Genomic DNA, 22644 nt, shown 5'->3' with positions numbered 1-22644 from the left:
AACTACTCGCAAACAAACTCAAGGAAGGGAGGGGAAACGCCTCTCTTCCTGAGATCTACTTTTCCGATATAACATGCTTTCTCAGCCATAAGTTGTTATCGTGTGGGTTACTCTACGGAACACACGACGAAAGCTTGCTTTCTTGATACTTGGCGCAAAGTAATGCAAACAATTGACAATACCCCTACAACGCTTCAAAACTGTGAAGATGAAGCTATCCACTTGATTGAAAGCGTACAAAGTTTTGGGTATGTCATAGCCATTAACCCTAGTACCAAAAAAATTCAGGTGGTGAGCGAGAACATCAATGACATGTTCAACGTAGACGTCGTTCCCGGTGAAACACTTATCACTGAACTGATTGACATTCCCTCTCCTGAAGCGCGCACATTCCAGACTATTCACGATGCTGTAAAAGGCGGAAATGTACGCCACGCCTACCAGTGGAAGTTTGCTGAAAATGCGCTCCATCTCAAAGATTGGGAGAAAGAGGGCAGTGGTGTTGCCTTCGATTCAAATGGCCTGTTGGTTATAGAGCTTGAGCCAACCCCTCAACTAAGCTTTGAGGCGGCGCAGCAATGGGTGCCAATGGATGTAGATATTCGCGCATTGTTACCCAATGTCGATGACCGCGACTCCATAGGGGATGTTGCCGATGCTATCGCTCAGGTATTTAAGCAATACATAGGTTTCGACTCGGTCATGGTTTATCAGTTTGACAAAACCTACTGTGGTGAAGTGATTGGTGAAGCCGCAAGTGCAGATTCTCGCTCATTCAAAGGGTTGAAGTTTCCCGCTTCAGATATCCCTAGTCAGGCCCGTGAACTGTATCTAAAAAATCGAGTGCGCTGTGTCTACGATGTAGAAGAGCAAGTTATAGGCCTTAAGCCTTCGGTTAAGGAGGCTGAACGTCCGCCATTGGATTTATCAATGTCAATGGTTCGCTCTGTTTCGCCTATGCACATTGCCTACCTTAAAAATATGGGGATCCGTTCTTCATTTTCAGTTTCGCTTGTTTTTGAGGGTAAGCTGTGGGGATTGTTAGCATGCCACAACAGTGAACCTGCTTACATCGACCAGAAGAAACGTTTAGTTTGCGAATCATTAGGTCACCTTTATGCCTGGCAGCTTCACACGAAAGCACTGCATAAAAAGAAAGAGCAATTTCAAATTCGCCAACGCAAGCTGAACTATATTGTTCATCAGCTTACTTCATTCACGAACCCGCTTGAGGCCATCACGCAGAAAGAAGGAGACTTACTGGATGTTGCTGATTCGTGCGGTATGGCGGTGGTTACCCCTACGGGCAACTATCTGGTTGGTAAGACTCCCACAGAGAAAACCTTGGCAAAATTACTCGAAAAATTTGCCATTAGCGGCTCTGAGCAGTCCATTGCCATAAACCGATTAACAAATGAAATTTTAGATAGCGGCGACCTAAACGGCATTCGAGGCATGTATATTTCCTGCGTGTCTTCAAAACTGGGCTACTACACGGTTTGGTTTAGAGAGCAGAAAGACAAGACCATACGTTGGGCGGGGCGCGATGCGGCCAGAAAAGATATTGGAAAGTCTCTTACCCCTCGTAATTCGTTTGATATGTATTTGCAAAGTGTCGCTGATGAATCGGTAGAGTGGACCGAAGATGATCAACTAATCATTGAAGGTTTTGACCATCTGTTTATACCTTACGCGCTAAGCTTAAAAGCGTCGCTCGATAAGCAAATTAGTAAATTAGAAGAGCTGGATAAAGCGAAAGATCAGTTTCTTGCCAGCATTTCTCACGAGCTACGTTCACCACTTAACTCTATTGTGGGGTGGACCGATTTAGCGCTTATGGATGTCGGCAATGTGGACAGAATGACTGATGCCCTTGGGGTGATAAAGCGCGCGGCATCAACTCAGGCAGCACTGATCAACGACATTCTCGATTTATCTCGTATTATTTCAGGCACGATGAAGCTCAGTACCCATTCGCTTAATATTGCTGGTTCTATATCTGAAGTTGCCAAATCTTTCGAGGCTGGGTTTGCGAGCAAGAATATTCAGCTATCGATAAATTGCGAAGACGATCACACGCAAATTCTGGGTGACAATCTCCGTATAAAACAGGTTATCAATAACCTGTTGAGCAATGCGCTTAAGTTCACGTCGAAAGGCGGTACTGTGCATGTAAGAGGTCGAAGAGAACATTCGAACTACCTTTTCCGCGTTAAAGACAATGGCAAAGGTATGACGCGCGAGCAGCTATCTCATGTTTTCGAACGTTTTTATCAGGGCAAAAACGAGCACAACAAACATGGGTTGGGCTTGGGCCTGTCTATTGTGAAAAGTTTAGTAGAGATGCACGGTGGTGAAATTTATGCTGAAAGCGACGGACCTAATACAGGAACAACGTTTTACGTAACGCTGCCTATTGCGCCGCTTAATTTGCACGACGACATTATTGAAACTAAGAACTCTGAAATTAGCGACCTGACTGAGTCTTTGCGTTTGAACGGCTTACGGATTTTAGTCGCAGAAGATGAGCAAGACGCCCGTGATTTCATAAAGCTATTTCTAGAATCTAACGGCGCGCGAGTTAATGTTGTGAAGAACGGCCTGTTAGCATGGAAAGAAATTAACGATATGCCAGAAGCCTTCGATCTTCTGCTATCGGATATTGGTATGCCGGAAATGGACGGGCTGGGTTTAGTTTTAAAAATAAGAGCCAGTGAAATACCAGAAATTGCAAAGCTTAATGCCGTAGCACTGACCGCTTATGCCTATACATCTGATCGCGTTAAAGCACTTAAAGCTGGCTTTAACAACTATGTGTCAAAGCCAGTCGATGGCGAAGAATTGCTGACTATTCTGGAAATGTACTTGCCAGAAACGACACACTAACGCAGCCGACTCCCCGTCTTTTTTGCAACCTTTGATCAGCAGAATTGCGAAGATAGAGCGCGAAGATAGAGCGTTAACAAGGCTGACGCATATCTTTGAATAGGCCGTTTAGTTTAAGCAACGACAGGTATGCTTTGTAGTGTAGAAGTCGCGTAGTCGACTTCGTGTTTCTCTACCTAATTTAATGCCTTTCAACGCTCATTGCTTTCAAAGTTCACCGAAGTCAAAATTCATCTACCAGCGGCGAAGCAATTGTTGGTAGGTGGTTTTATCTAACAGCGACTCGCGGGGCGACGAACTTTCTGCATCGGGAAGGGCTGCACGCGCTTCCTCAAGCGATGCATATCTATCCCCGTCAATATAAAACGCGCTGGCTTCAGATGTAGGTTTACCGTCAAGGGAATAGGCGGTGTTTAACAAGTCTGACGTGGTAGTTATGTTGCTGTGCCCGATAAAGTCGGCAACGCCATCGCCATTCACATCTTTGGTGAGCCAAGCTAACTCAAGTGGCTGATTTAATTCCCCCGAATTCTGCATTGTCGACACAGCTTGATTGAATTGCGCAACAATCCTTTCAGCGTTAGCAACATTTTTGCTGATAGCTATTTGAAATCCGGTTTTTGCTAGAGGTTTTGCTGAAAAGTGCAGGGTTTCTTCATTATCGTTAGCCAGCAGTATGTTTAGCTCTCGCGCAAGCAGCTGGGTGGTAATTAAGTAAGGCGCTCTATCGTCGGCAAGTTGGCGAAATGCATCAAAAGTAGTGGGGTTGCGTGACCACTTTATATCTTTCAGCAGTCTGAATGAGGGCGTATTCGCAAAGCGATTTTCAATAGCGACCCGGTTGTCTTTTAAATGAGGAAAAAGCTTTATTGCCTCAACGTCCGCCTCTTTGCTTACCGCGTAAAGGTAAATGGGTAAGTAGATATCGGATAGAACATAGTTGCTGCTATCCTCGCCCAAATTAACGTAGGCAAATTCACCGTCTAGCTTACCTGTCAGTACAGAACTGCCCAAAAAAGCTTGTCGCATAACCTGAAGTTGGATATCCAACTCCGCCTTCTGAAACACCTTTTCGAGCAGTGTGTTAACTCGAGCAGGCTCCCCATCGTCGCTTATGTAGGTCTCGAAGGAAGCTGCACCTAATTTGGTAGGGGCGGCATGTAATTGCGAAATATTTAAACAACAAAGGGCTAGGCTTATGCCTAATAAAGAAAGACGTTGAGTGAAAATAGAGAGCGAGAACGCGCTGAATCTTACCAAAGGTGAACTCCGAACTGCCGTCATACATTTACTACACTGTAATGCAGTTAGTCGCTTAATTCCAATAAACACGTACTGGCTTAAATTAACAAAATGTAAGCGACATCAATATATTGAGTGTAGTGTCCACGTTTATATTAGCTTTTATTAAGTAAAGTCATTCGCGACGATAAGCCGGTTTCACTACCAGCTTAACGTCACGAACTTGATTGCATGCGTAATTGGGGGCGTAATTGGATGCGTATAAGCGCGCTCAATATAGGCGCTCAACATAAACGCTCAATTTAAACGCTTATTCTCCAAAGCTTCCCGCAGGACCTGGATAAACCACTACGCTTTCAACACCGTCCTTGTTAACGCTGGCTACGCCAAAGAAGTAGTTGTCGATAACGACGTTCTCAAGCATGGCCTCGGTGACATTACCCACATATTTACTGTATTCCCATTGCGGAGCATCAGTATGACGCCAGTATACTTTGTACCCTTTAAGTTGAGGGTTCTCTTCCGCGTCTAGTGCATCCCACTTTAAAAATGTTGAAGGTTGAACTGCACCGGCAATTTCTACATTTGCAGGTGGATTCGGTGCCCACGCCATTGCAGCAAGTGAAACAGCATTAAGGCCAGTAAGTTTGGCAGCGTAATCAAAGTCGACGCCATCCAAGGTGTCACCATAGGCAATACCGTCTTCTACGCGAAGGTCTTGATGCTGGCGGGTGTAGTTTTCGTTAGTTTCCATAATACGAATACCCGGGTAGCCCAAGTCGTTGAACGGGCGGTGATGGCCGCCACGACCAAAACGGTCCAAGCGATAAATCACCATCGTGTCTAAATTCTCAATATACTGATCGGCAATTTTATCGATGTAACGGGCAAGGTTACGGCTTGGTGAGTCAACTTCACCCCCGGTGAAACGTCGCATGCGTGCTTCCTTATCCGTTTCGGTTACGCGTGTACCTTCAGCAAACAAGCGAGCGGTGGTGTTGTTAATCACACCGTTAACCCCTTCGATATTGCCTATCATGTCATTATTGAGCACGGCTTTAATTCGCCAGCCGTCTTCCTTGGCTTGGTTTGCCATAATACGCCCGCCGAAAAGCCCTTGCTCTTCACCAGATAAAGCAGCATACACGATACTGCCGTTAAACTTGTATTTGGATAGTACTCGCGCAGCTTCAAGGGTACCGGCAACACCAGAGGCGTTGTCGTTTGCCCCTGGTGAGTCAGAGGTGAAGTCCATTACATCAGACACCCGTGAATCGATGTCGCCTGACATGATGACGTAACGGTCTGGATCGGTGGTACCGCGTTGTATCGCGATAACGCTAACCACTTCTACTGGGTCGGGAATACGTTTTTCTCCGCTGATGACTTCCGACTGGTAGTACACTTCTAAGCAGCCACCACACTCGGCTGAAATTTTATCAAATTCAGATTTAATCCAACGTCGCGCAGCACCAATACCACGAGTATCGGACTCGGTTTCAGAAAGGGTATGGCGTGTACCAAAGTTCACCAGCGTAGTAATGTCTTTTTCAATGTTTTCAGCGGAAACATTTTTGGCAATATCATAAAGTGCTTGCTGCTGCTCGCTTTGTGCGTGAGCGGAGAATGACGCTGTGCTACTTACCAATACAGCTGATGCCAGTACTTTCGTTAATTCAGTTCTTATTTTTGCACTTATACTAGCTAGTGCGGGTCGGTTTTTTATCATTGTTATCTCCTGTTTTTATTTTTTCACCATAACGAATACGTGGCAAAGCTACAATTAGAGTAAACGTGTTTAATGGTTGGTCATCGCAAGGCATCGCGATTGAAAAACGGAGTAAGACGTTGGGAATGAAAAATGACTTTAAAAAAACAAAAAAGCCGGCATTCGCCGGCTTTCAGAATATGGGTTTACGCTAGCGCTTAAATAAACGCAAACGCGTCGCCAAACAGGTTCTCAACTTTTAAGCCGCGTTGTGTAAAATCATCGCGTACGACTTTGGCCATTTCAAAGCGACCTGCTACGTAAACCTGAATATTGGCAAAGTCAGCGTGGTCTGCCATTACCGCATGGTGTACCCAGCCCGTTCTGCCTTTCCATTCGTCGCATGCAAACTCTACAACCGGCACAAAAGTGAAGTGTTCGTTAGCTTCAGCGAGCTCAGTTAGCTTGTCAGCTAAATACAAATCAGCCGCGTGTTTTCCACCCCAATAAAGGGTAAGTGGTGTCTTGTCGCCGCTGTTAAGATGCTCTTGCAGAATAGAGTAGGTATATGAGAAGCCAGTACCACCAGCAATAAGCACCATAGGCAGGCCATTACTTTGCAAAAAGGCATTGCCATTGCCCACATTTACAGTAATTTCGCCATCCGCACGCATGCGCTCTAGCACTTCACCAGCGTAGCTGTTGCCAGGCTCTGCGCCAATGTGTAATTCAATGCGGCTATTATCAAATGCGGCATTGGCAATAGAAAATGGACGCATATCTTTTTCGCCCATTACCACCATGGCGTACTGACCCGCCTTAAACTCAACAGGGCTTTCTGGCGTTAATTCAACTTTTTGAACCACTTCGGTTAAAGGCGTGATGCTTGCAACCTTACACTTAATTTCTGACATGTATTCTCTTCTAACCTTCTTGCTTAGCGTGTCGCCTTTTCATGCGCTTAAAAAAAAGCGCATGCTTCAATACAAAATAAATAGCGCTAAAAATAGTCGCTACATAATACCAAGACTGTCCCAAATATCATCAACGCGTTTCTTAACGTCTTCGTCCATCACAATAGGTACGCCCCATTCTCGGTCGGTCTCGCCCGGCATTTTATTGGTGGCGTCCATTCCCATTTTAGAACCTAGCCCTGAAACGGGGGACGCAAAATCCAAGTAGTCGATAGGCGTATTTTCTATCATTACCGTGTCGCGGGCTGGGTCCATACGGGTGGTGATAGCCCAAATAACATCGTTCCAGTCACGCGCGTTGACGTCGTCATCGCACACTATCACAAATTTGGTGTACATGAACTGGCGCAAGAACGACCACACACCCATCATCACCCGTTTCGCATGCCCTGGATACTGTTTCTTCATCGTCACCACTGCCATGCGATAAGAACATCCTTCAGGCGGTAAGTAGAAGTCGACAATTTCAGGGAACTGCTTTTGCAAAATGGGCACAAACACTTCGTTTAGCGCAACACCTAAAATAGCTGGCTCATCTGGTGGACGGCCTGTATAGGTCGAATGATAGATAGGATCTTTACGATGGGTAATATGAGTAACGGTAAATACAGGGAAGTCGTCGACTTCATTGTAGTAACCGGTGTGATCTCCATAAGGGCCCTCAGGTGCTGTTTCATCTTGTGCGATATAGCCTTCAAGCACAATCTCGGCACTGGCAGGTACTTGTAAGTCGTTACTAATAGACTTAACTACTTCGGTTTTATCACCACGTAGTAAGCCCGCAAAAGCATATTCAGAAAGGGTATCTGGAACAGGAGTAACTGCACCTAAAATGGTAGCGGGATCTGCGCCAAGGGCCACAGATACCGGGTAGGGTTCGCCTGGGTGTGTTTGACACCACTCACGAAAATCAAGGGCGCCACCACGGTGTGACAACCAGCGCATAATAAGTTTGTTTTTGCCGATAACCTGCTGACGGTAAATGCCCAGATTCTGGCGCTTCTTATGCGGCCCTTTAGTAACACTCAAACCCCATGTTACCAAAGGCGCAGCGTCACCCGGCCAGCAGCGCTGTACCGGAATTTTCGATAAGTCTACGTCGTCACCGGTAAGCACCACTTCCTGACAAGGGGCTTTTTTAAGGACTTTGGCAGGCATATTAAGCACCTGCTTAAATACTGGCAGCTTCTCCCAAAGATCTTTCAGCCCCTTAGGCGGCTCAGGCTCTTTCAAATAAGCCAGTAGCTTGCCTACTTCACGCAGTGCTTCAACAGACTCTTGACCCATGCCCATAGCTACGCGCTCTGGTGTACCAAACAAATTTGCCAATACGGGCATGTCGTGATTTTTAGGGTTTTCAAATAACAGCGCAGGGCCACCGGCACGCAACGTCCTGTCGGCTATTTCTGTCATTTCAAGGTCGGTATCAATGGGCTGGGTAATGCGTACCAATTCACCTTTAGCTTCTAGCTGGCGAATAAAGTCGCGTAAATCTTTGTACTTCATCAGTGCAGGTGCATCCACAAACTCAATTTATGGCAAGAATATACTATTTAGCGCCAAAGTCCGATCAGTAAGCGCCGTGTTTACACGATTAAACGTTTTACAGATAAATTACGCTTTACAGAGGTGCCATTTGGGTGTGATATAAGAAAGCGTTAAAAATATTAACAAATCTAGGGCTAACAGTGCTTTGGTGTGTTCGCTTCGGTATAGGTTGTTACCATAGTGCTTTGCCGAGGTGTTTTACAGTGGCCAGCGTGCTAAATCCCTACTAACCCTTTTGCCTAAGGTGGTTACATGAGTTCATTCGATCAGGACATGTTAGACGAATTAAATTTGTTACTGAAGTTTCCAACAGACAGCCTACTTCAAGGTTTAAAAATTCATCACGATGCAAGCCAAAGCATGGTGAACGCAGCATCCAGGCTATACTCCAAAGGCCTAATCACCCAGCCAGACGGTGGTTACCTAACTGATTTAGGTATTGACCTAGCAGATCACGCCCGCCATATCCAATCGGCCATGTGCCCACGAAAAAGTAGTCACTAAAAGCAAGATGCTGGCGTACGGTTAAATGCAGGTGGTCAACATAAAGTTGAAAGCAGATATGAGCTGGCCGCAGACGCTCATGTGTCCATTCGTAAAGAAAAGTATGTCTTGGTTAAGATAATCTATAATTAGTCGATACCTTAACTAAGACATTGTAATCAACACATACTCTTTTGCTATGAAACGTATTCTACACACAGCCTTATTTATCTGCGCGACTGTCACCGGCTTTTCCGCTCATGCTCTTGAAGGGGAAACGATTGAAGAGCTTCGCGCAGTTCAGCTTTACAGCCAAGATGCCTTAATCGATATGATTAATGCTAATACGCATTTAGACAAAGTAGTGGCTGATCGATGCCAATTAGTACAAGACATTGAAGCGCGTGCCAACGTGTTGAAAGTACCGGCCTACCAGTTTTTATGGGGAGATATGCTGGCATGGGGCGTGTGCGTAGACGCTGAACCTGCCCGTGGTATTGGCTACATGGAAGATGCCGCGAATCAAGGTTTGCCAGCAGCACTAGAGCAATTGGGGCGTTACTATGCAAAGGGCACGCTTGTGCAGCAGGATAAATCTCGCGCCGTAGTGTATTTGCGTGAAGCCGCTGCGCTTAAAAACCTAAAAGCGCAAATTCACTTGGTTGAGTTGTTTTTGGACGGTTATGGCAGTCCTTACGATTATGAAGACGCATACCACTGGCTTTATAACTCGGTGACCAACGATAAAAAGCAGCATCAGCAAATTGCGTCTTACCTCGCTCGCTTAGAAAAATTAATGCACCCGAAAGCCGTGCGAGAGGCAAAGCGGCCTTTAGATAGTTAAAAGCCACAAGCGGCGAGGTGATAACGAACACCTGCAGGCAACTAAAATCTTTAGGGCAGAAAGGCTGGCAAACAGAACAAGCCAGCTTCTGCAAAAGCGTATTTATGTCCGTAGCACATCTATGTCTTTACGTAGGCTTAACGCTTACGCCAGCCAGTAAGCATAGGGCGAACTAACTGAATATTACCCATACGTTGTACAGCAAACACGGAAGCAATATGCACCAACACACAGCCGTACAATACATCAGCCATAATGCTGTGTATCCATTCCAGCGTACTATTGCCAAACAGTGCATCTATTTCTTCCATCATAAAACCGGTAATACCTAAACCCAGCAGTAGCGTGATAACGGCCATTATCATTAGCCAGCCGAAAGGGTTGTGGCCATGGTGAGTGGGAATTTTCTTTTGTTTTACGTGCTGAATATGTTCAGCGAAGGCTTGTTGACGCAATGATACTTTAGAAAAGCTTGCGTATTCAGTAGCAACCCTTTTACTTCCGTCGAATTTGGTGGATAAAATGCCCCAGCCAATCCTTATAGATATGAGCGCTACCGCCATATAACCGGCTATTTCATGATAAAGGCGACCTGGCTCTACAATAAAATAGTTGGTCACAAAGGTAACGACAAGGCCCCAGTGGCACACGCGCACAATCCAATCCCAAATATAAATATCTGAACCCGTGTCTTTAGCTTTGTGCATTACGTGACTTTCTCAGGGTAAAACAAAAACGCTGCAATAGTTTGCAGCGTTTTTATCAAGTTTTAAAGCAAGCGTTCGATGAACCGTTTGCTAAACAGAATTTACTGCATTTCTTTTTTAACAATGCTGCCATCAACAGGGTTAAAGTAAATCTCTACTTTGTTCTCTTCTTTATCGAAGCCGTAGATTTCGTAGCAGTTACCGCCTGTCACTTTAAATTCGTTGATTTTGTAGCCTTGCGCTAATAGCTGAGCCTGAAACGCATCTTGGTTTTGCCATTCAGCTTCCGGCGCAGTAGTACACTGAGTGGTGCCGTGCTCTGCACTACATGCGCTTAATAAGGTCGCGGCGCCAATAGCCGTAGCCATCATTAGTTTTTTCATTGCAGTCTCCGTTTCGCTTTTTATTTAAAAGTTCTTTCTACCCTACTTAAATATTGTACTGACATTGTTCTTTTGTGCATAGAGGTTGCACAACTTTGTTGTACAGAATTGAGTTCTGTTTGGTTTCATAAACGGGGCACAGAATACTTGTCACAAAATTGCCTCCGACATGTCACGGATAGTTCATCGAACCGTCTCAAAAGCGCTCTACATTCTTTTGCTTCGATAATTCTAAAAGGTAAGCAATGTCGCCAATCTATAGGCGAAATGCTTATAAAAACACACAAAACATACTGTAAGCACACAAAAGGAATGATTTGATGCGTCCTCTGTACCCACGAACGGTTTATCCACGCTCTATGCTTGCCACAACAATTGCATTTGCACTATCAAGCGCCGTAATTGCACAAGAAGTAGCGCCCGACACTGAAAACGAAACTGACTATATAGAAGAGATTACGGTAACCGCACAAATGCGTGAGCAGTCCGTTATGGATGTGCCTGTTACTATGGATGTAATAGGTAGCGAGTTCTTAGAGCGCACCAATATCATGGAACTTGATGAGCTTTCTCGTATTTTACCTAACGTTCAAATTCAAGAGCAGGCCGTAAGCTTACCGTCTTTTAATATTCGAGGCGTGACTGACGACGTATCTTCGGTGTCGGCAACGCCTCGCATCTCTGTATATCAAGATGGCTTTGATATCAGTAAAAAGACGGTAGCCAGCGTCGCGCTTTTTGATATTGCGCGCGTAGAGGTTTTAAAAGGCCCCCAGCCAACCTTGTTTGGTGTAGCGGCAGCCAATGGTGCGGTGAGTATTCATTCTAATCTTCCCACCTTCGAACAAGAAGGCAAGGTGCAGGTTGGCTATAACTCAGAGCAAGGGCAAGAACTTGAATTCATGTATAACCAACCTATTAACGACAACCACAGTTTTCGTATAGCAGGTCTTTATCGCGAAATGGACGGCATTGTAGAAAACAATGCCTGTAGCGCAGATTCCTATTACGGTAATGCAAATATGTACAACCATCTTGGTGAAGAAGTGCCGTGCAACAGCGAAGATCTTCAGGGTGTTTCAGTACAAGCACTACGTGCAACATGGCGAGCGAATTACGATCAGCTTGAAATCATTGCGCGCGCAGCCATGGAGTATAACGACCAGCCGGGCATTGCCTTCAAATCAGGCTCTATCGCCCCCAATGGCGGAGATACTAGCCCTTTTACTGATGCTGAATTTAGTTTAGGCAGTGAACTAGGCATTGAACGAACGCTTCAAGCTTATGACTTAACCGTAAACTACGATTTCAACCAAATGCTCAGTCTGCATGCCGACGCATACTATAAAGATGTAGAAGTAAGCGAAGGTTTTGATGCTGATGGTTCAGCGTTGCGTATTCAAGATGCCTATTTCGATAACGATGCCACGCTTAAAGGTGCGTCAATGCGTTTAGTGTATGACTCGGGTGATAAATTGGCCGCGTTTGTAGGTGCGTCCATTACTCAAGACGATTCTATTTTGCCCTACTATGTGATGGTAGACCCATTTGTACGTGGTACCTTCGATGCGGTAAAAGCACAGCTTGAGGCCACCTCAAACATTCCGCTAAATCAGAATATCGCTACTGACGCATCGTTAGAAGAAATAGAAGCACTGCGTGCGATGTTAGTGTCGCAACTGTTTAATGAAGATGGTTCTCCTATTTCTAACCCTGCACTGCCGCCTATTATGATACAAGGGCCGTTTATATTTGAAGCTGAACTTGATATAGCGTCTTATGTTGCTGAAGTGTCGTATTTTGTTACCGACGACATCAACATTACTGCTGGCGTGCGCTATATAGACGAAACACGTTATACCCGTAATACTTATACTACTGCAGATGGTGCATTTACGTTCGATGCCGAGCGCGATTTTGACGATACCCTGCCGCGCTTTGCCGTAAGCTATGATATTAATAACAACTGGAACGTATACGCGAACTACGCAAGGGGACGACGTTCACCAGTTGTGGATGCTAACGCAGGTGGCGTTAATGTGACTAAACCTGAAATAGTAGACAGTTACGATTTAGGTATTAAATACCAAAGCGCGAACTTCCTGTTCTCAGGTGCTATTTTCACCTACGAATACAGCGATTATCAGCAAAGCTTTACCGACGCAGAAACCTTACAGTCTATTACTGTAACGGTAGGCGACTCGACCATGTCGGGTATTGAAGGCATGGCGACCTATAACTACAGCGAGACGCTGACGCTAACAGCAAGCCTTGGTTTCCTTGATGCCGAATTTGCAGACAATACTGCTGATGGATCTGAGTTCCAATACGGTGGCAATAAGTTCCGCTTAGCGCCAGAAGTTAGCGGCGCGATAAACATCAACAAAGTATTCAATATGGACAGTTTTGACATTGATGTTAACTGGCTTACCAGCTTCCAGTCAGAAGTGTTTTTTGAAAGCAGCAATTACCCTGGTCTTTCTCAAGATACTTACTCACTGACTGATGTATCGGTGAAGCTGCTTCAAGACAACAGCAAGTTTGCCTATGAGTTTTACGTGAACAACCTGTTTGATAAAGAATTCTTGATTGATGCTGGTAATACGGGCGGTGGATTGGGTATTCCTACCTTCGTACGCGGGATGCCACGCATTGCTGGTGTGCGTGTTTATTACGAGTTCTAGAAGTAAAGAGTAAGAGAGTACCTATTCCCGTCAATATGCCCCTATTTTGATGGGAATAGGACGTAACTTAAATTGTATGGATTACAAGAAGGAGTATCAGAGGCTCTGATTTTAGTTGGTACAATTTAACTATAATGTCTTGCACTCTGTCTTTGTTGATGAATAGCAAAGAAGACATTGAATGCTAGTGCAATTACAATAAAGATTCTCAGAGAACCTCGGAGAATCTACATGCCTTTAAAAGCTACCTCAGTGAGATTAGATGATGAAACACTTGCACGTGTAGGCGAAATGGCTAAGGCGATGGACAGACCTAGGACGTGGCTGATGGCCGAAGCCATCAAGCAGTACGTTGCTCGCGAAGAGTGGTTTATCCAAGAGGTGGAAAAAGGAGTGAAAGCCGCTGATGAGGGACGCTTGACCGACCATACTGATGTCAAAGCTAAGTGGGAGGCTAAGCGTGCAGCTCAAATGGACTGATCTTGCAGGTACCGATTTAGAGAAAATTGAAGCTCATATTGCTCAAGAAAATAGCCCCTCTGTAGCTATTGACGTTGTCATGAACATTATTGATAGTTCGCACCTAGTCTTATCAGAACATCCTAGAGCAGGCCGCCATGGCCGATTGAAGAATACGCGGGAACTTGTGATTAATGGCCCGCCGTTTATCGTAATATATCGAGAAAACATCATTACAAATTGCATCGAAATACTACGTGTTCTTCATGATGCTCAGTAATAACCGAGCGCAGATTAAAAACACACTATTTGTTCAAAGCACTAAGCTCGTTGTGAGACTTGTAAGGTAGCGTTTGTAGCCTTTAACTTTATAAATAACGTGTATAGGCTCAAGCCTATACACGCTTATAAAATTGTAGAAAGCTATGCCTTAATCTCAAAGCTATGCGTGTTAACCACCTTTCCAGCCTTGGTCAAAATTGCATCCACATAGTGCCACGTGGCTTTTGCGCTGTCTTCGCTAACGGTCAATGTCATAAAACCGCGCTGGTGAAGATTACAGTACTGCAAATCTTCAATTAGAAGCGGTAGGTCGTCTGCAAGCGTTTCTGCCATTTCATCATCCATGCTTAAGTAATGTTCCATACCGGGTGATGTCACGCCTGGTGTGGCAAGTTCAACCCCTACCTCTTTACCATCTTTAAGGGTTAATTTATTATGCCAAGCATTATGTGTATCACCTGCAAGGGCAATAATTGGCTTGCCGATGGACTTAAGCTGCATCAGCACCTGTTCCCGCTCAACAGGGTAGCCATCCCACGCGTCTAGGTTATATGGCATTACGGTATTAATAAGCGCCTGCTCTTGCTCACTGAGTGCGCCACCTTGCATTTGTTTGCGTTTAATATTCGCGAGCCTATGTACATGGGCAGGTATTGCTTTGCGTTCAACGCCGTTAAAAATAGATACAGGGAAAAGCATGCGGCCTATTAATAGCTGTTGCCCTAACACCTGCCATTTAGCCTGGCTTTGCTGCATAGACGAATGTAGCCAGTTGCGTTGGGTTTCACCGAGTAAGCCGCGGTTCGGGTTGCCGATGTCTTTCATAAAGCGCGCTTGGTCAAACGCTTTAGTTTCAGCATCGCGATAGTTGGCGTATTCAAGCTGTTTGTCGCGGGCAAGAACGCGGGTGTCGAGCATGTATAAGTCAAGAAGTTTACCAAAAGTAAACTGACGATAAATTTCTAAGCGCTCGGTGCCAAACGGTGGGCGAATAGGTAGCCATTCATAATAGGCTTGAACGGCCGCTGCACGGCGTGCATAAAAATCGCCTTCATCAGCTTGGTGATTTTCCGCGCCATCCTTGTAGGTGTCGTTAGTGATTTCATGGTCATCCCACACAACAATAAATGGCTTGTTTTGATGCAACGACAGCAAGCCTTCATCTGTGCGATATAGCGCATAGCGATTGCGATAGTCGGTTAGCGTATAAAGCTCGGTATCGTTATCTGGCGCATAGGTCCTGCCAATTTCCTTGGCGTGCTCAGTTGCGTAACCTTCACCATCGTACTCATAAATGTAGTCACCAAGGTGTAATACATAATCGATGTTGTCGTCTTTCGCTGCTTCCATGTAAGGCGTGAAAAAGCCAGCGGGGTAGTTGGAACAAGAAAATATGCCGAACGTGACGTTAGACACATCGGCTTCAGGTAGCGTACGGGTTTCACCCACTGGGCTTGTATTATCAGCGCTTTTAAACCGGTAAAAATAACGGCTTGCTGGGGTAAGGCCTGTTACGTCTACCTTTACGGTAAAGTCATGCGTTGCTTTAGCTTCAACTATCCCGCTACTTACCACGTTGGCAAAATCAGCATCGCTTGCCATTTCCCATAAAATATTGGCTTTTGCTAAACCCGAGCCTGACTCTGTTGTCGGGGCGGCGCGCGTCCAGATAATAACGGCGTCTTTTAACGGGTCGCCACTAGCCACACCATGGGTAAAGGTAGCGTTAGTTTGCGGTTGGCTATTTGCTGAATTGCTCACTGTGCAGCCCGCTAGCCCTGTAGACACTGCCACGCTCGCACCTGCGAATGACGACAGCTTTATAAACGTTCTTCTATCCATATGCCTGCTCTTTATAAGTTTGTAAGGTAACTGGTGATGTCATTGTTTTGTTGAACGCTCATGCAACAAAAACCCATTTTTATACTGAGTGTTTGTGACATAGAGATGTCAGGCTTAGTTGAATCAATAACAGTACGTTAGATCGAAGTTTACGTTTTAGATTCTGGTTAATATATGAACATCTTTTTGAAGCGAAATTACCTCTGTGGTAATCTTATGGGTAGTTGGATGGCAATTGTAAGCTTTCTACATCAAAAGCTACTTTCAATGTGGCTCTCTGATTACGATGAATGGCTGCCGTTAGCATATCGTCATGAAGTCTGGAACGCGTTGTTCGATTTAGATGCTGCCTCACATGTATCAGATTTGCTAGATATCGGAGCAGTAAGCCCTGAAGGAAGCGCCCTTTGGTATGTGACTATCACGGTGAATAATGTAGAACCTAGAATCTAGAACCTAGTGGCGCGGTAACTTGCTATTTTAACGATGGTGACTGTTTCAGCCTTGATTACAGAGAGTACAACCCATGAAACAAAGCATGCACATAGGTATTGAATATCAAGATGACCGGGGCAAAGCATTAATTGATACCGGAGAGCGAGGTTCAAGGCCCGAACATCTTAAAAGACCTCATCCAGGTGAAGTATTCAAACGCAGGTGCATGTCGAAGTCACCCTTGAAGCAATCAGAGATTGCGCAATGTTTAGAAGTCTCATGCAAACATTTATCGCGATTCGTCAACGGCCATTCAAGTTTGACTATTGAATTCGCACGTAAGCTTGAAGCCGTAAGTGGGATAAGTGCTCAGGCATGGATGCATTACCAAGTCGCTTACGACTTATATAGGACAGCAAATAATAAACCCAGCTTACAATCTATTTATTAACTGTTATTTCAGCTATCGGGCTCATCGCCGTGATACTTGGATAAGCCGGACTTACCAAACTTTTTTATCTGCACCTACACTAAAATGGGCTACTTTGGACAGCGGCGCTATCTGCGCACCTAGCTAAGTAATTTTCCAAATCCTGTGGGCCCGAAGAACGCACAATCTTTTACTGCAAATACTGTTATACTGTGCAGCAAATAACCACATGAACCAAAAATGGTTTGTGTGTCTAAACAATCATATTTATGTTTTCTACAGGGCTTTGAAGAACTAAGCCACAAACGAAAACACGTTGAACAAAATACGAAAGGTAAATTTAAAATACATGAGTGATGATCCGCATTATCAGCGCGAGAAAGAGAAGTACGAAAATCCGGTAGCCAGCCGCGAATATTTAATGAGTTTATTAAAAGAGCACGACAAGCCGTTGTCGTTTCTTGATATCTGTAACTTGGTGAACGCCTTCGACGAAGAAGCGCGAATTGGAATTCAGCGCCGACTACGTGCCATGGAGCGCGAAGGTCAGGTGCAATTTACCAAGCAGAAAAAATACATTCTCCAAAACCGTGATGAACTCATTAAAGGCAGAATTATTGGTCACCGTGATGGCTACGGCTTTTTGCGTCCTGAAGATAAGAGCGGTGATTTATTTATCAGTGCTGGGCAAATGAACCTGTTCCTTCACGACGATGTGGTAGAAGCGCGCATTAGCGGAACCGATCGCCGCGGAAGAAAAGAAGCGTTTGTTACGCAAGTCATAGAGCCACGCAGCGAGCCAATTGTTGGCCGCTACTTTGTTGAACAAGGTTTTGGCATGGTTGTGCCAGATGACAGCCGGTTGCAGCACGAAATTGTTATTCCACCAGAGAGCACACACGGTGCTCGAATGGGGCAGGTGGTTGTGGTAGAGCTTACCCAGCGTCCACGCCGTAAAATGAGTCCGGTGGGCAAAATTGTTGAAGTACTTGGTGAACATATGGCGCCAGGTATGGAAATAGAAATGGCACTTCGTACGTTTGATATTCCACATCAGTTGCCTAAAGGCGTAACCAAGCAAGTGGAAAATCTAACTGACCAAGTGCCCGAAGAAGCCAAAGAAGGACGCATCGATTTACGCCAGCTTCCGCTGGTCACCATCGATGGTGAAGACGCCCGCGACTTCGATGACGCAGTATATTGTGAACCGCTAGACGATGGCGGCTGGCAACTGTGGGTAGCCATTGCCGATGTAAGTCATTATGTAAGAACAGGCTCAGCCCTTGATGATGAAGCGCAGCAACGCGGTAACTCGGTTTACTTCCCTGACCAAGTAATTCCAATGTTGCCAGAAGTACTGTCAAACGGCTTATGTTCACTAAACCCTGAAGTCGATCGCCTATGTATGGTGTGTGAGATGACCATCAGTGCAAATGGTAAACTAGAAGAATTCCAGTTTTACGAAGCAGTCATGAACTCACACGCCCGTTTAACCTACACTAAAGTGTGGAATATTCTGCAGGGCGACAAAGAACTTCATCAGCGTTACGAGCCTCATGTACCTCATCTACGCAATCTTCACGACTTGTACCGCGCGCTTAAAAAAGCCCGTGCCAAGCGCGGAGCCATTGAGTTTGAAACCCAAGAAGTGAAGTTCGTATTCAACGCCCAGCGCAAGATAGAAAATATTGTGCCGTTGGTGCGTAACGACGCACACAAGCTTATTGAAGAGTGCATGATCATGGCAAACGTAAGTGCGGCGCTTATGCTTGAAAAGCATGAAGCGCCAGCGCTGTATCGTGTGCACGACAAACCAGACGCCGACAGGCTGACTGCATTTACCAGCTACTTAAGTGAAATTGGTATCCCGCATCGCATAGTTGAAGACGCGGAGCCTGCCGCATTTACCGATGTGGTGCTTAAAACCCGCGGTCGAGTGGACGAAGAACTAATTCAAACCATGTTGCTGCGCTCTATGAAGCAAGCGGTTTACGACGGTGACAACGTAGGTCACTTTGGTTTGGCGCTAGAAGCTTACGCGCACTTCACGTCACCTATCCGTCGCTACCCAGACTTGGTCGTGCACCGTGCGCTAAAAGGCATTATTGCCAAACAGCAAGGCAAAAAAGCGGTAAGTGGCGCGAAAAATTACACTGTTGAAGAAATTGAACAGTTAGGTGAGCAGTGTTCTATGACGGAGCGCCGCGCCGATGATGCCACCCGCGATGTAGCCGACTGGCTTAAGTGCGAGTTTATGCTCGACCACGTCGGCGACACTTTTGAAGGTGTGGTCAGCTCGGTCACTAACTTTGGTTTATTTATACGTCTTACCGAATATCACATCGACGGCCTAGTACACATTACATCGCTAGATGATGACTATTATCACTATGACGATGTAAAACAAGCGCTGGTTGGTGAGTCGGGCCATCGCCAGTTCAGGTTGGGTGATACGGTTGAAGTAACCGTAGCAGCGGTCAACCTTGATGAAAGAAAGATTGATTTATTACTCGATAAGTCTATGCTGCGCGGCACTAAGGGTAAGAAGGTAAAAGTGAGGTCTGCGAAAAAGGCTTCAGATAAACCTACTCGTTTTGATAACAAATCACGCTCTGACAAAGGCTCGCGTTCTGATAAAAAAGGGAACAAAGGCAAAGGCGGCTCAAGCTCGTCTAGTCGTAGCGGTGGAAAATCGTCAAGTCGCGGCAGCGCCAAAGGCGGTAGTAGCGGCAAAACACTGTCATTGAATAAAAGAGGTAAGCGTTAAATGGCGCAGCAAGAATGGTTATACGGTTTACATGCCATGCAGTCGGTACTTGAAAAAGAACCCGAGCGTGTAATGGAAGTGTTAGTGTTAAAAGGTCGCAATGACGAGCGCCTAACCAACATTGTTAACCAAGCCCGTCGTTTCGGTATTTCCGTTCAGTTTTGTCAGCGCAAAGCGCTAGATGACAAAGTAAGCGGTGAACAACACCAAGGCGTGGTAGCAAGAGCGAAACCAGCCCGCGTGCTAGATGAAGCTGACTTAGACAAAATTTTAGAAAGCGAAGCGCAGCCTTTAATCTTGGTACTAGACGGTGTTACCGACCCGCATAATCTAGGTGCGTGCCTGCGTACTGCAGATGGAGCAGGGGTGAACGCGGTAGTAGTACCGAAAGATAAATCAGCAAGCTTAAACGGCACAGTAAGAAAGGTGGCCTGTGGTGCAGCTGAAGTGGTTCCACTTATTCAAATCACGAACCTGGCCAGAACCTTGAAGCACCTTCAAGATAAAGGCCTTTGGATTGTTGGCACAGCCGGTGAAACCGATAAGACCCTTTATGATGTAGACCTGAAAGGCCCAACTGCATTAGTAATGGGGGCTGAAGGTAAGGGCATGCGTAGGCTCACCAAAGAAACATGCGATGAGTTGGTGAAGCTCCCTATGGCTGGCAGCGTGACAAGTTTAAATGTGTCCGTAGCAACCGGCGTGTGCTTATACGAGATCGTAAGACAGCGCAGTTTATGAGACAAAGTTGCTAGAATTGAGCCTCTAATGAGTTTTCAATTGGTTTTTAAAAAAGCGTGTACCTTTGGGTACACGCTTTTTTTATATTTAAGTAAAACTTATAAAGAGTTTAATATTTTGTTACATTTGAATTTGTGAAATTAATGTTAATTATAGTTTTTTATTCCTACCATGAATCTGCTCGTAATACACATTTGGCGCGCTCTTCATAAGTTGTGTTGTTTTTTGTGCATTTTTAAAGGTATTAAAAATGCTCACCAGGGTTAAGGCAACATACTCAACAGCCTGATTCGCCGCCTAATATGAGCTCTGTAAATAATTGGTAATACCGTTTATTTGCATACCTGACAAACGGGTAGGTCGTTGCAACGCAGTTGCGTCGGTTGTCATGGATGAGCTTTTCGTATGAGGTAATGGTTATACCTGTATGTCATTTAATAACAAATAGCTTCCAAAGCACGGAATAAAACAGTGTTGAAGTTAATAAGACAGATAAAACAGGAAATAAATTTTGAACTCAAAATTAAATAAGAAACACACATGTCTAACAGCAGCTGCTCTAGCTGTATCACTTGGCTTAATGGGTAATTCTGCAATGGCAGCAGGCGAAGGTCTGGTAAAAGTTAAAGAAAAGCCTCAAACCCTAAAACAAGCACTAGGTAAGCGATTGACTGTCGATCGTCTTGTCACCACTGACCAAGAGCGTTACATCATCAAGTTCAAAGATGAGATGACCAGTGAAACGGTTGAAGTGAGTGCATTAAAAGGTAAAGGTCAAATCTCAAGTGCCAAAGTAAAAGGTAAAAAGCCTTTCGATATTGCGTCTGCTAAATCAGAAGTGAGAAAAGCAGGTGGTGCAATTAAGAAAGAGCTTAAGAAGCATAAAATGGTAGCGGCTACGATGAGTAAGTCAGCGCTGAACAAGCTTCGTAAAAATCCAAACGTAGAAAGTATTGAAGTGGACGTTCGTCGTAAGCCTATGGCGCAGACCACGCCTTACGGCTACACAATGGTTCAGGCTAATCAATTTGCACAGTCAGATACTACGGCTCGCAAAGTATGTATCATCGATACAGGTTACAACCTGGGTCACCCAGATTTGCCTGGAACAAACGATGGCGTTACAGGTCAGGCAAATAATAGTGCTGTAGGTAACTGGTATAACGATGGTAACGGTCACGGTACCCACGTAGCGGGCACCATTGCAGCATACGATAATAACGAAGGTGTAGTTGGTGTGTATCCTGGCGTGGATATGCATATCGTTAAAATCTTTAACGACAATGGCCAATGGACTTACGCATCTGACCTTATCGATGCTATCACCCAATGTCAGGATGCCGGCTCGAACGTTGTTAACATGAGCTTAGGTGGCGGCAGTTCGTCAACTACCGAGCGAAATGCAATGCAGAGCTTCACAGATGCAGGCATGTTGTTAGTTGCGGCGGCAGGTAACGACGGTAACAGTGCGAAGTCTTACCCTGCTTCATATGATGCAGTAATGTCAGTTGCGGCAGTAGACTCAAACGAAAATCGTGCAAGCTACAGCCAATATAACGATCAGGTTGAAATTGCCGCGCCAGGCAGTGCAGTTCAGTCTACCTATCCAACAAATACCTACGCTTCACTCAGCGGTACATCTATGGCGACGCCACACGTAGCTGGTGGTGCAGCACTAGTGTGGAGTTATTTCCCGCAGTGTTCAAACAACCAAATTCGTAGTGCACTTAATGCAACGGCCGAAGATAAAGGCAGTGCGGGTCGTGATAACTTCTACGGTTATGGCTTAATGCAGCTTGCTGATGCCTACAATTACCTTAACACCAACGGTTGTGCCGGTGGCGGTACTGGTGGCGGTGGCGGCTCTGAGCCTGGCGTAGAACCAGTATCAGGTCAGCTAACCGGCCTTTCAGGTACGCGCAGAAACTGGGACCGCTACACTTGGACGATTCCTGAAGGTGTAACGCAGATGACTATTCGTACCTCTGGTGGTTCAGGCGATGCTGATCTATACGTGAAGTTTGGCTCACAGCCAGAAACGAATAGCTATGATTGTCGTCCTTATCAAAATGGCAACAGCGAAGTATGTACATTCGACGCGCCAGCGTCAGGCACATGGCACATTGGTATTCGCGCTTATTCGTCATACAGCGGTGTGACACTATCATACTCATATGAGTAAGTAATCCCGTCTCCCTAAGACACAGTTAAAGCCTGCTTATGCAGGCT

18 protein-coding genes are annotated in these 22644 nt (G+C 45.4%); 11 read left to right on the top strand and 7 right to left on the bottom strand.

What is annotated here, in order from left to right:
- Positions 1-162 precede the first annotated feature (162 nt).
- Positions 163-2886 (top strand): ATP-binding protein, encoded by a 2724-nt coding sequence (locus tag ACFI6J_RS04780; protein ID WP_075177826.1) that lies wholly within the window; start codon positions 163-165, stop codon positions 2884-2886.
- 234 nt (positions 2887-3120) lie between these two features.
- On the opposite strand, the gene ACFI6J_RS04775 is transcribed toward ACFI6J_RS04780, so the two are convergent.
- From ACFI6J_RS04775 to ubiD, 4 genes are all read right to left on the bottom strand, one after another.
- Positions 3121-4146: a substrate-binding periplasmic protein gene (locus tag ACFI6J_RS04775; protein ID WP_156087375.1), complete on the bottom strand. Its 1026-nt coding sequence runs from the start codon at positions 4144-4146 to the stop codon at positions 3121-3123.
- A gap of 292 nt (positions 4147-4438) precedes the next feature.
- A complete protein-coding gene (locus tag ACFI6J_RS04770; protein ID WP_101566059.1) occupies positions 4439-5857 on the bottom strand; it encodes a M28 family metallopeptidase in 1419 nt (472 codons plus the stop codon).
- Between the two features lie 197 nt (positions 5858-6054).
- Complete coding sequence (fre, locus tag ACFI6J_RS04765) at positions 6055-6750, bottom strand: NAD(P)H-flavin reductase (protein ID WP_049586742.1); 696 nt, start codon at positions 6748-6750, stop codon at positions 6055-6057.
- A gap of 99 nt (positions 6751-6849) precedes the next feature.
- A complete protein-coding gene (ubiD, locus tag ACFI6J_RS04760; protein ID WP_014950926.1) occupies positions 6850-8316 on the bottom strand; it encodes a 4-hydroxy-3-polyprenylbenzoate decarboxylase in 1467 nt (488 codons plus the stop codon).
- A 294-nt stretch (positions 8317-8610) separates the two neighbouring features.
- On the opposite strand from ubiD, the gene ACFI6J_RS04755 reads away from it, so the two are divergent.
- Both ACFI6J_RS04755 and ACFI6J_RS04750 read left to right on the top strand, forming a co-directional pair.
- Positions 8611-8862, top strand: coding sequence for a TIGR02647 family protein (locus ACFI6J_RS04755; RefSeq protein WP_014950925.1), 252 nt, complete (start codon positions 8611-8613; stop codon positions 8860-8862).
- 178 nt (positions 8863-9040) lie between these two features.
- Positions 9041-9685: a tetratricopeptide repeat protein gene (locus ACFI6J_RS04750; protein ID WP_014977534.1), complete on the top strand. Its 645-nt coding sequence runs from the start codon at positions 9041-9043 to the stop codon at positions 9683-9685.
- A 137-nt stretch (positions 9686-9822) separates the two neighbouring features.
- Here the strand turns inward: ACFI6J_RS04750 and ACFI6J_RS04745 are convergent, their stop codons facing one another.
- Together ACFI6J_RS04745 and ACFI6J_RS04740 are read right to left on the bottom strand one after the other, a co-directional pair.
- Positions 9823-10392 carry a cytochrome b/b6 domain-containing protein gene (locus ACFI6J_RS04745; protein ID WP_156086988.1) on the bottom strand — a complete coding sequence of 190 codons (570 nt, stop codon included), beginning with the start codon at positions 10390-10392 and terminating at the stop codon, positions 9823-9825.
- A gap of 101 nt (positions 10393-10493) precedes the next feature.
- On the bottom strand, positions 10494-10775 hold the full coding sequence (locus ACFI6J_RS04740) for a PepSY domain-containing protein (RefSeq protein ID WP_156086987.1): 282 nt from the start codon (positions 10773-10775) through the stop codon (positions 10494-10496).
- A gap of 320 nt (positions 10776-11095) precedes the next feature.
- Between ACFI6J_RS04740 and ACFI6J_RS04735 the strand changes: the two genes are divergently transcribed.
- From ACFI6J_RS04735 to ACFI6J_RS04725, 3 genes are all read left to right on the top strand, one after another.
- Positions 11096-13459: a TonB-dependent receptor gene (locus tag ACFI6J_RS04735; protein ID WP_156086986.1), complete on the top strand. Its 2364-nt coding sequence runs from the start codon at positions 11096-11098 to the stop codon at positions 13457-13459.
- Positions 13460-13690: 231 nt separating this feature from the next.
- Positions 13691-13939, top strand: a complete 249-nt coding sequence (locus ACFI6J_RS04730) for a CopG family ribbon-helix-helix protein (RefSeq protein WP_156086985.1) — start codon at positions 13691-13693, stop codon at positions 13937-13939.
- The gene (locus ACFI6J_RS04725; RefSeq protein ID WP_156086984.1) at positions 13920-14198 is read left to right on the top strand and encodes a type II toxin-antitoxin system RelE/ParE family toxin; all 279 of its coding nucleotides are present in this window, start codon (positions 13920-13922) and stop codon (positions 14196-14198) included. Before ACFI6J_RS04730 ends, ACFI6J_RS04725 begins: the two co-directional genes overlap by 20 nt.
- A gap of 143 nt (positions 14199-14341) precedes the next feature.
- On the opposite strand, the gene ACFI6J_RS04720 is transcribed toward ACFI6J_RS04725, so the two are convergent.
- Positions 14342-16042, bottom strand: coding sequence for an alkaline phosphatase D family protein (locus ACFI6J_RS04720; protein ID WP_156086983.1), 1701 nt, complete (start codon positions 16040-16042; stop codon positions 14342-14344).
- A 228-nt stretch (positions 16043-16270) separates the two neighbouring features.
- On the opposite strand from ACFI6J_RS04720, the gene ACFI6J_RS04715 reads away from it, so the two are divergent.
- The 5 genes from ACFI6J_RS04715 to ACFI6J_RS04695 all read left to right on the top strand — a co-directional run bounded on the left by ACFI6J_RS04715 (position 16271) and on the right by ACFI6J_RS04695 (position 22597).
- Positions 16271-16495: a hypothetical protein gene (locus tag ACFI6J_RS04715; RefSeq protein WP_231506577.1), complete on the top strand. Its 225-nt coding sequence runs from the start codon at positions 16271-16273 to the stop codon at positions 16493-16495.
- A gap of 73 nt (positions 16496-16568) precedes the next feature.
- Positions 16569-16928: a HigA family addiction module antitoxin gene (locus ACFI6J_RS04710; protein ID WP_156086982.1), complete on the top strand. Its 360-nt coding sequence runs from the start codon at positions 16569-16571 to the stop codon at positions 16926-16928.
- 328 nt (positions 16929-17256) lie between these two features.
- Positions 17257-19674: a ribonuclease R gene (rnr, locus tag ACFI6J_RS04705; RefSeq protein WP_462556617.1), complete on the top strand. Its 2418-nt coding sequence runs from the start codon at positions 17257-17259 to the stop codon at positions 19672-19674.
- Positions 19675-20415 carry a 23S rRNA (guanosine(2251)-2'-O)-methyltransferase RlmB gene (rlmB, locus tag ACFI6J_RS04700; RefSeq protein ID WP_462556614.1) on the top strand — a complete coding sequence of 247 codons (741 nt, stop codon included), beginning with the start codon at positions 19675-19677 and terminating at the stop codon, positions 20413-20415. It abuts the gene before it with no gap.
- Positions 20416-20926: 511 nt separating this feature from the next.
- Positions 20927-22597 (top strand): S8 family serine peptidase, encoded by a 1671-nt coding sequence (locus ACFI6J_RS04695; protein WP_039226695.1) that lies wholly within the window; start codon positions 20927-20929, stop codon positions 22595-22597.
- Positions 22598-22644: the final 47 nt, after the last annotated feature.

The sequence above is a fragment of the Alteromonas sp. G4i13 genome, assembly GCF_054960505.1.
Note: the sequence above shows the minus strand (reverse complement) of the source record. Positions and strands in the feature narration are given on the sequence as shown.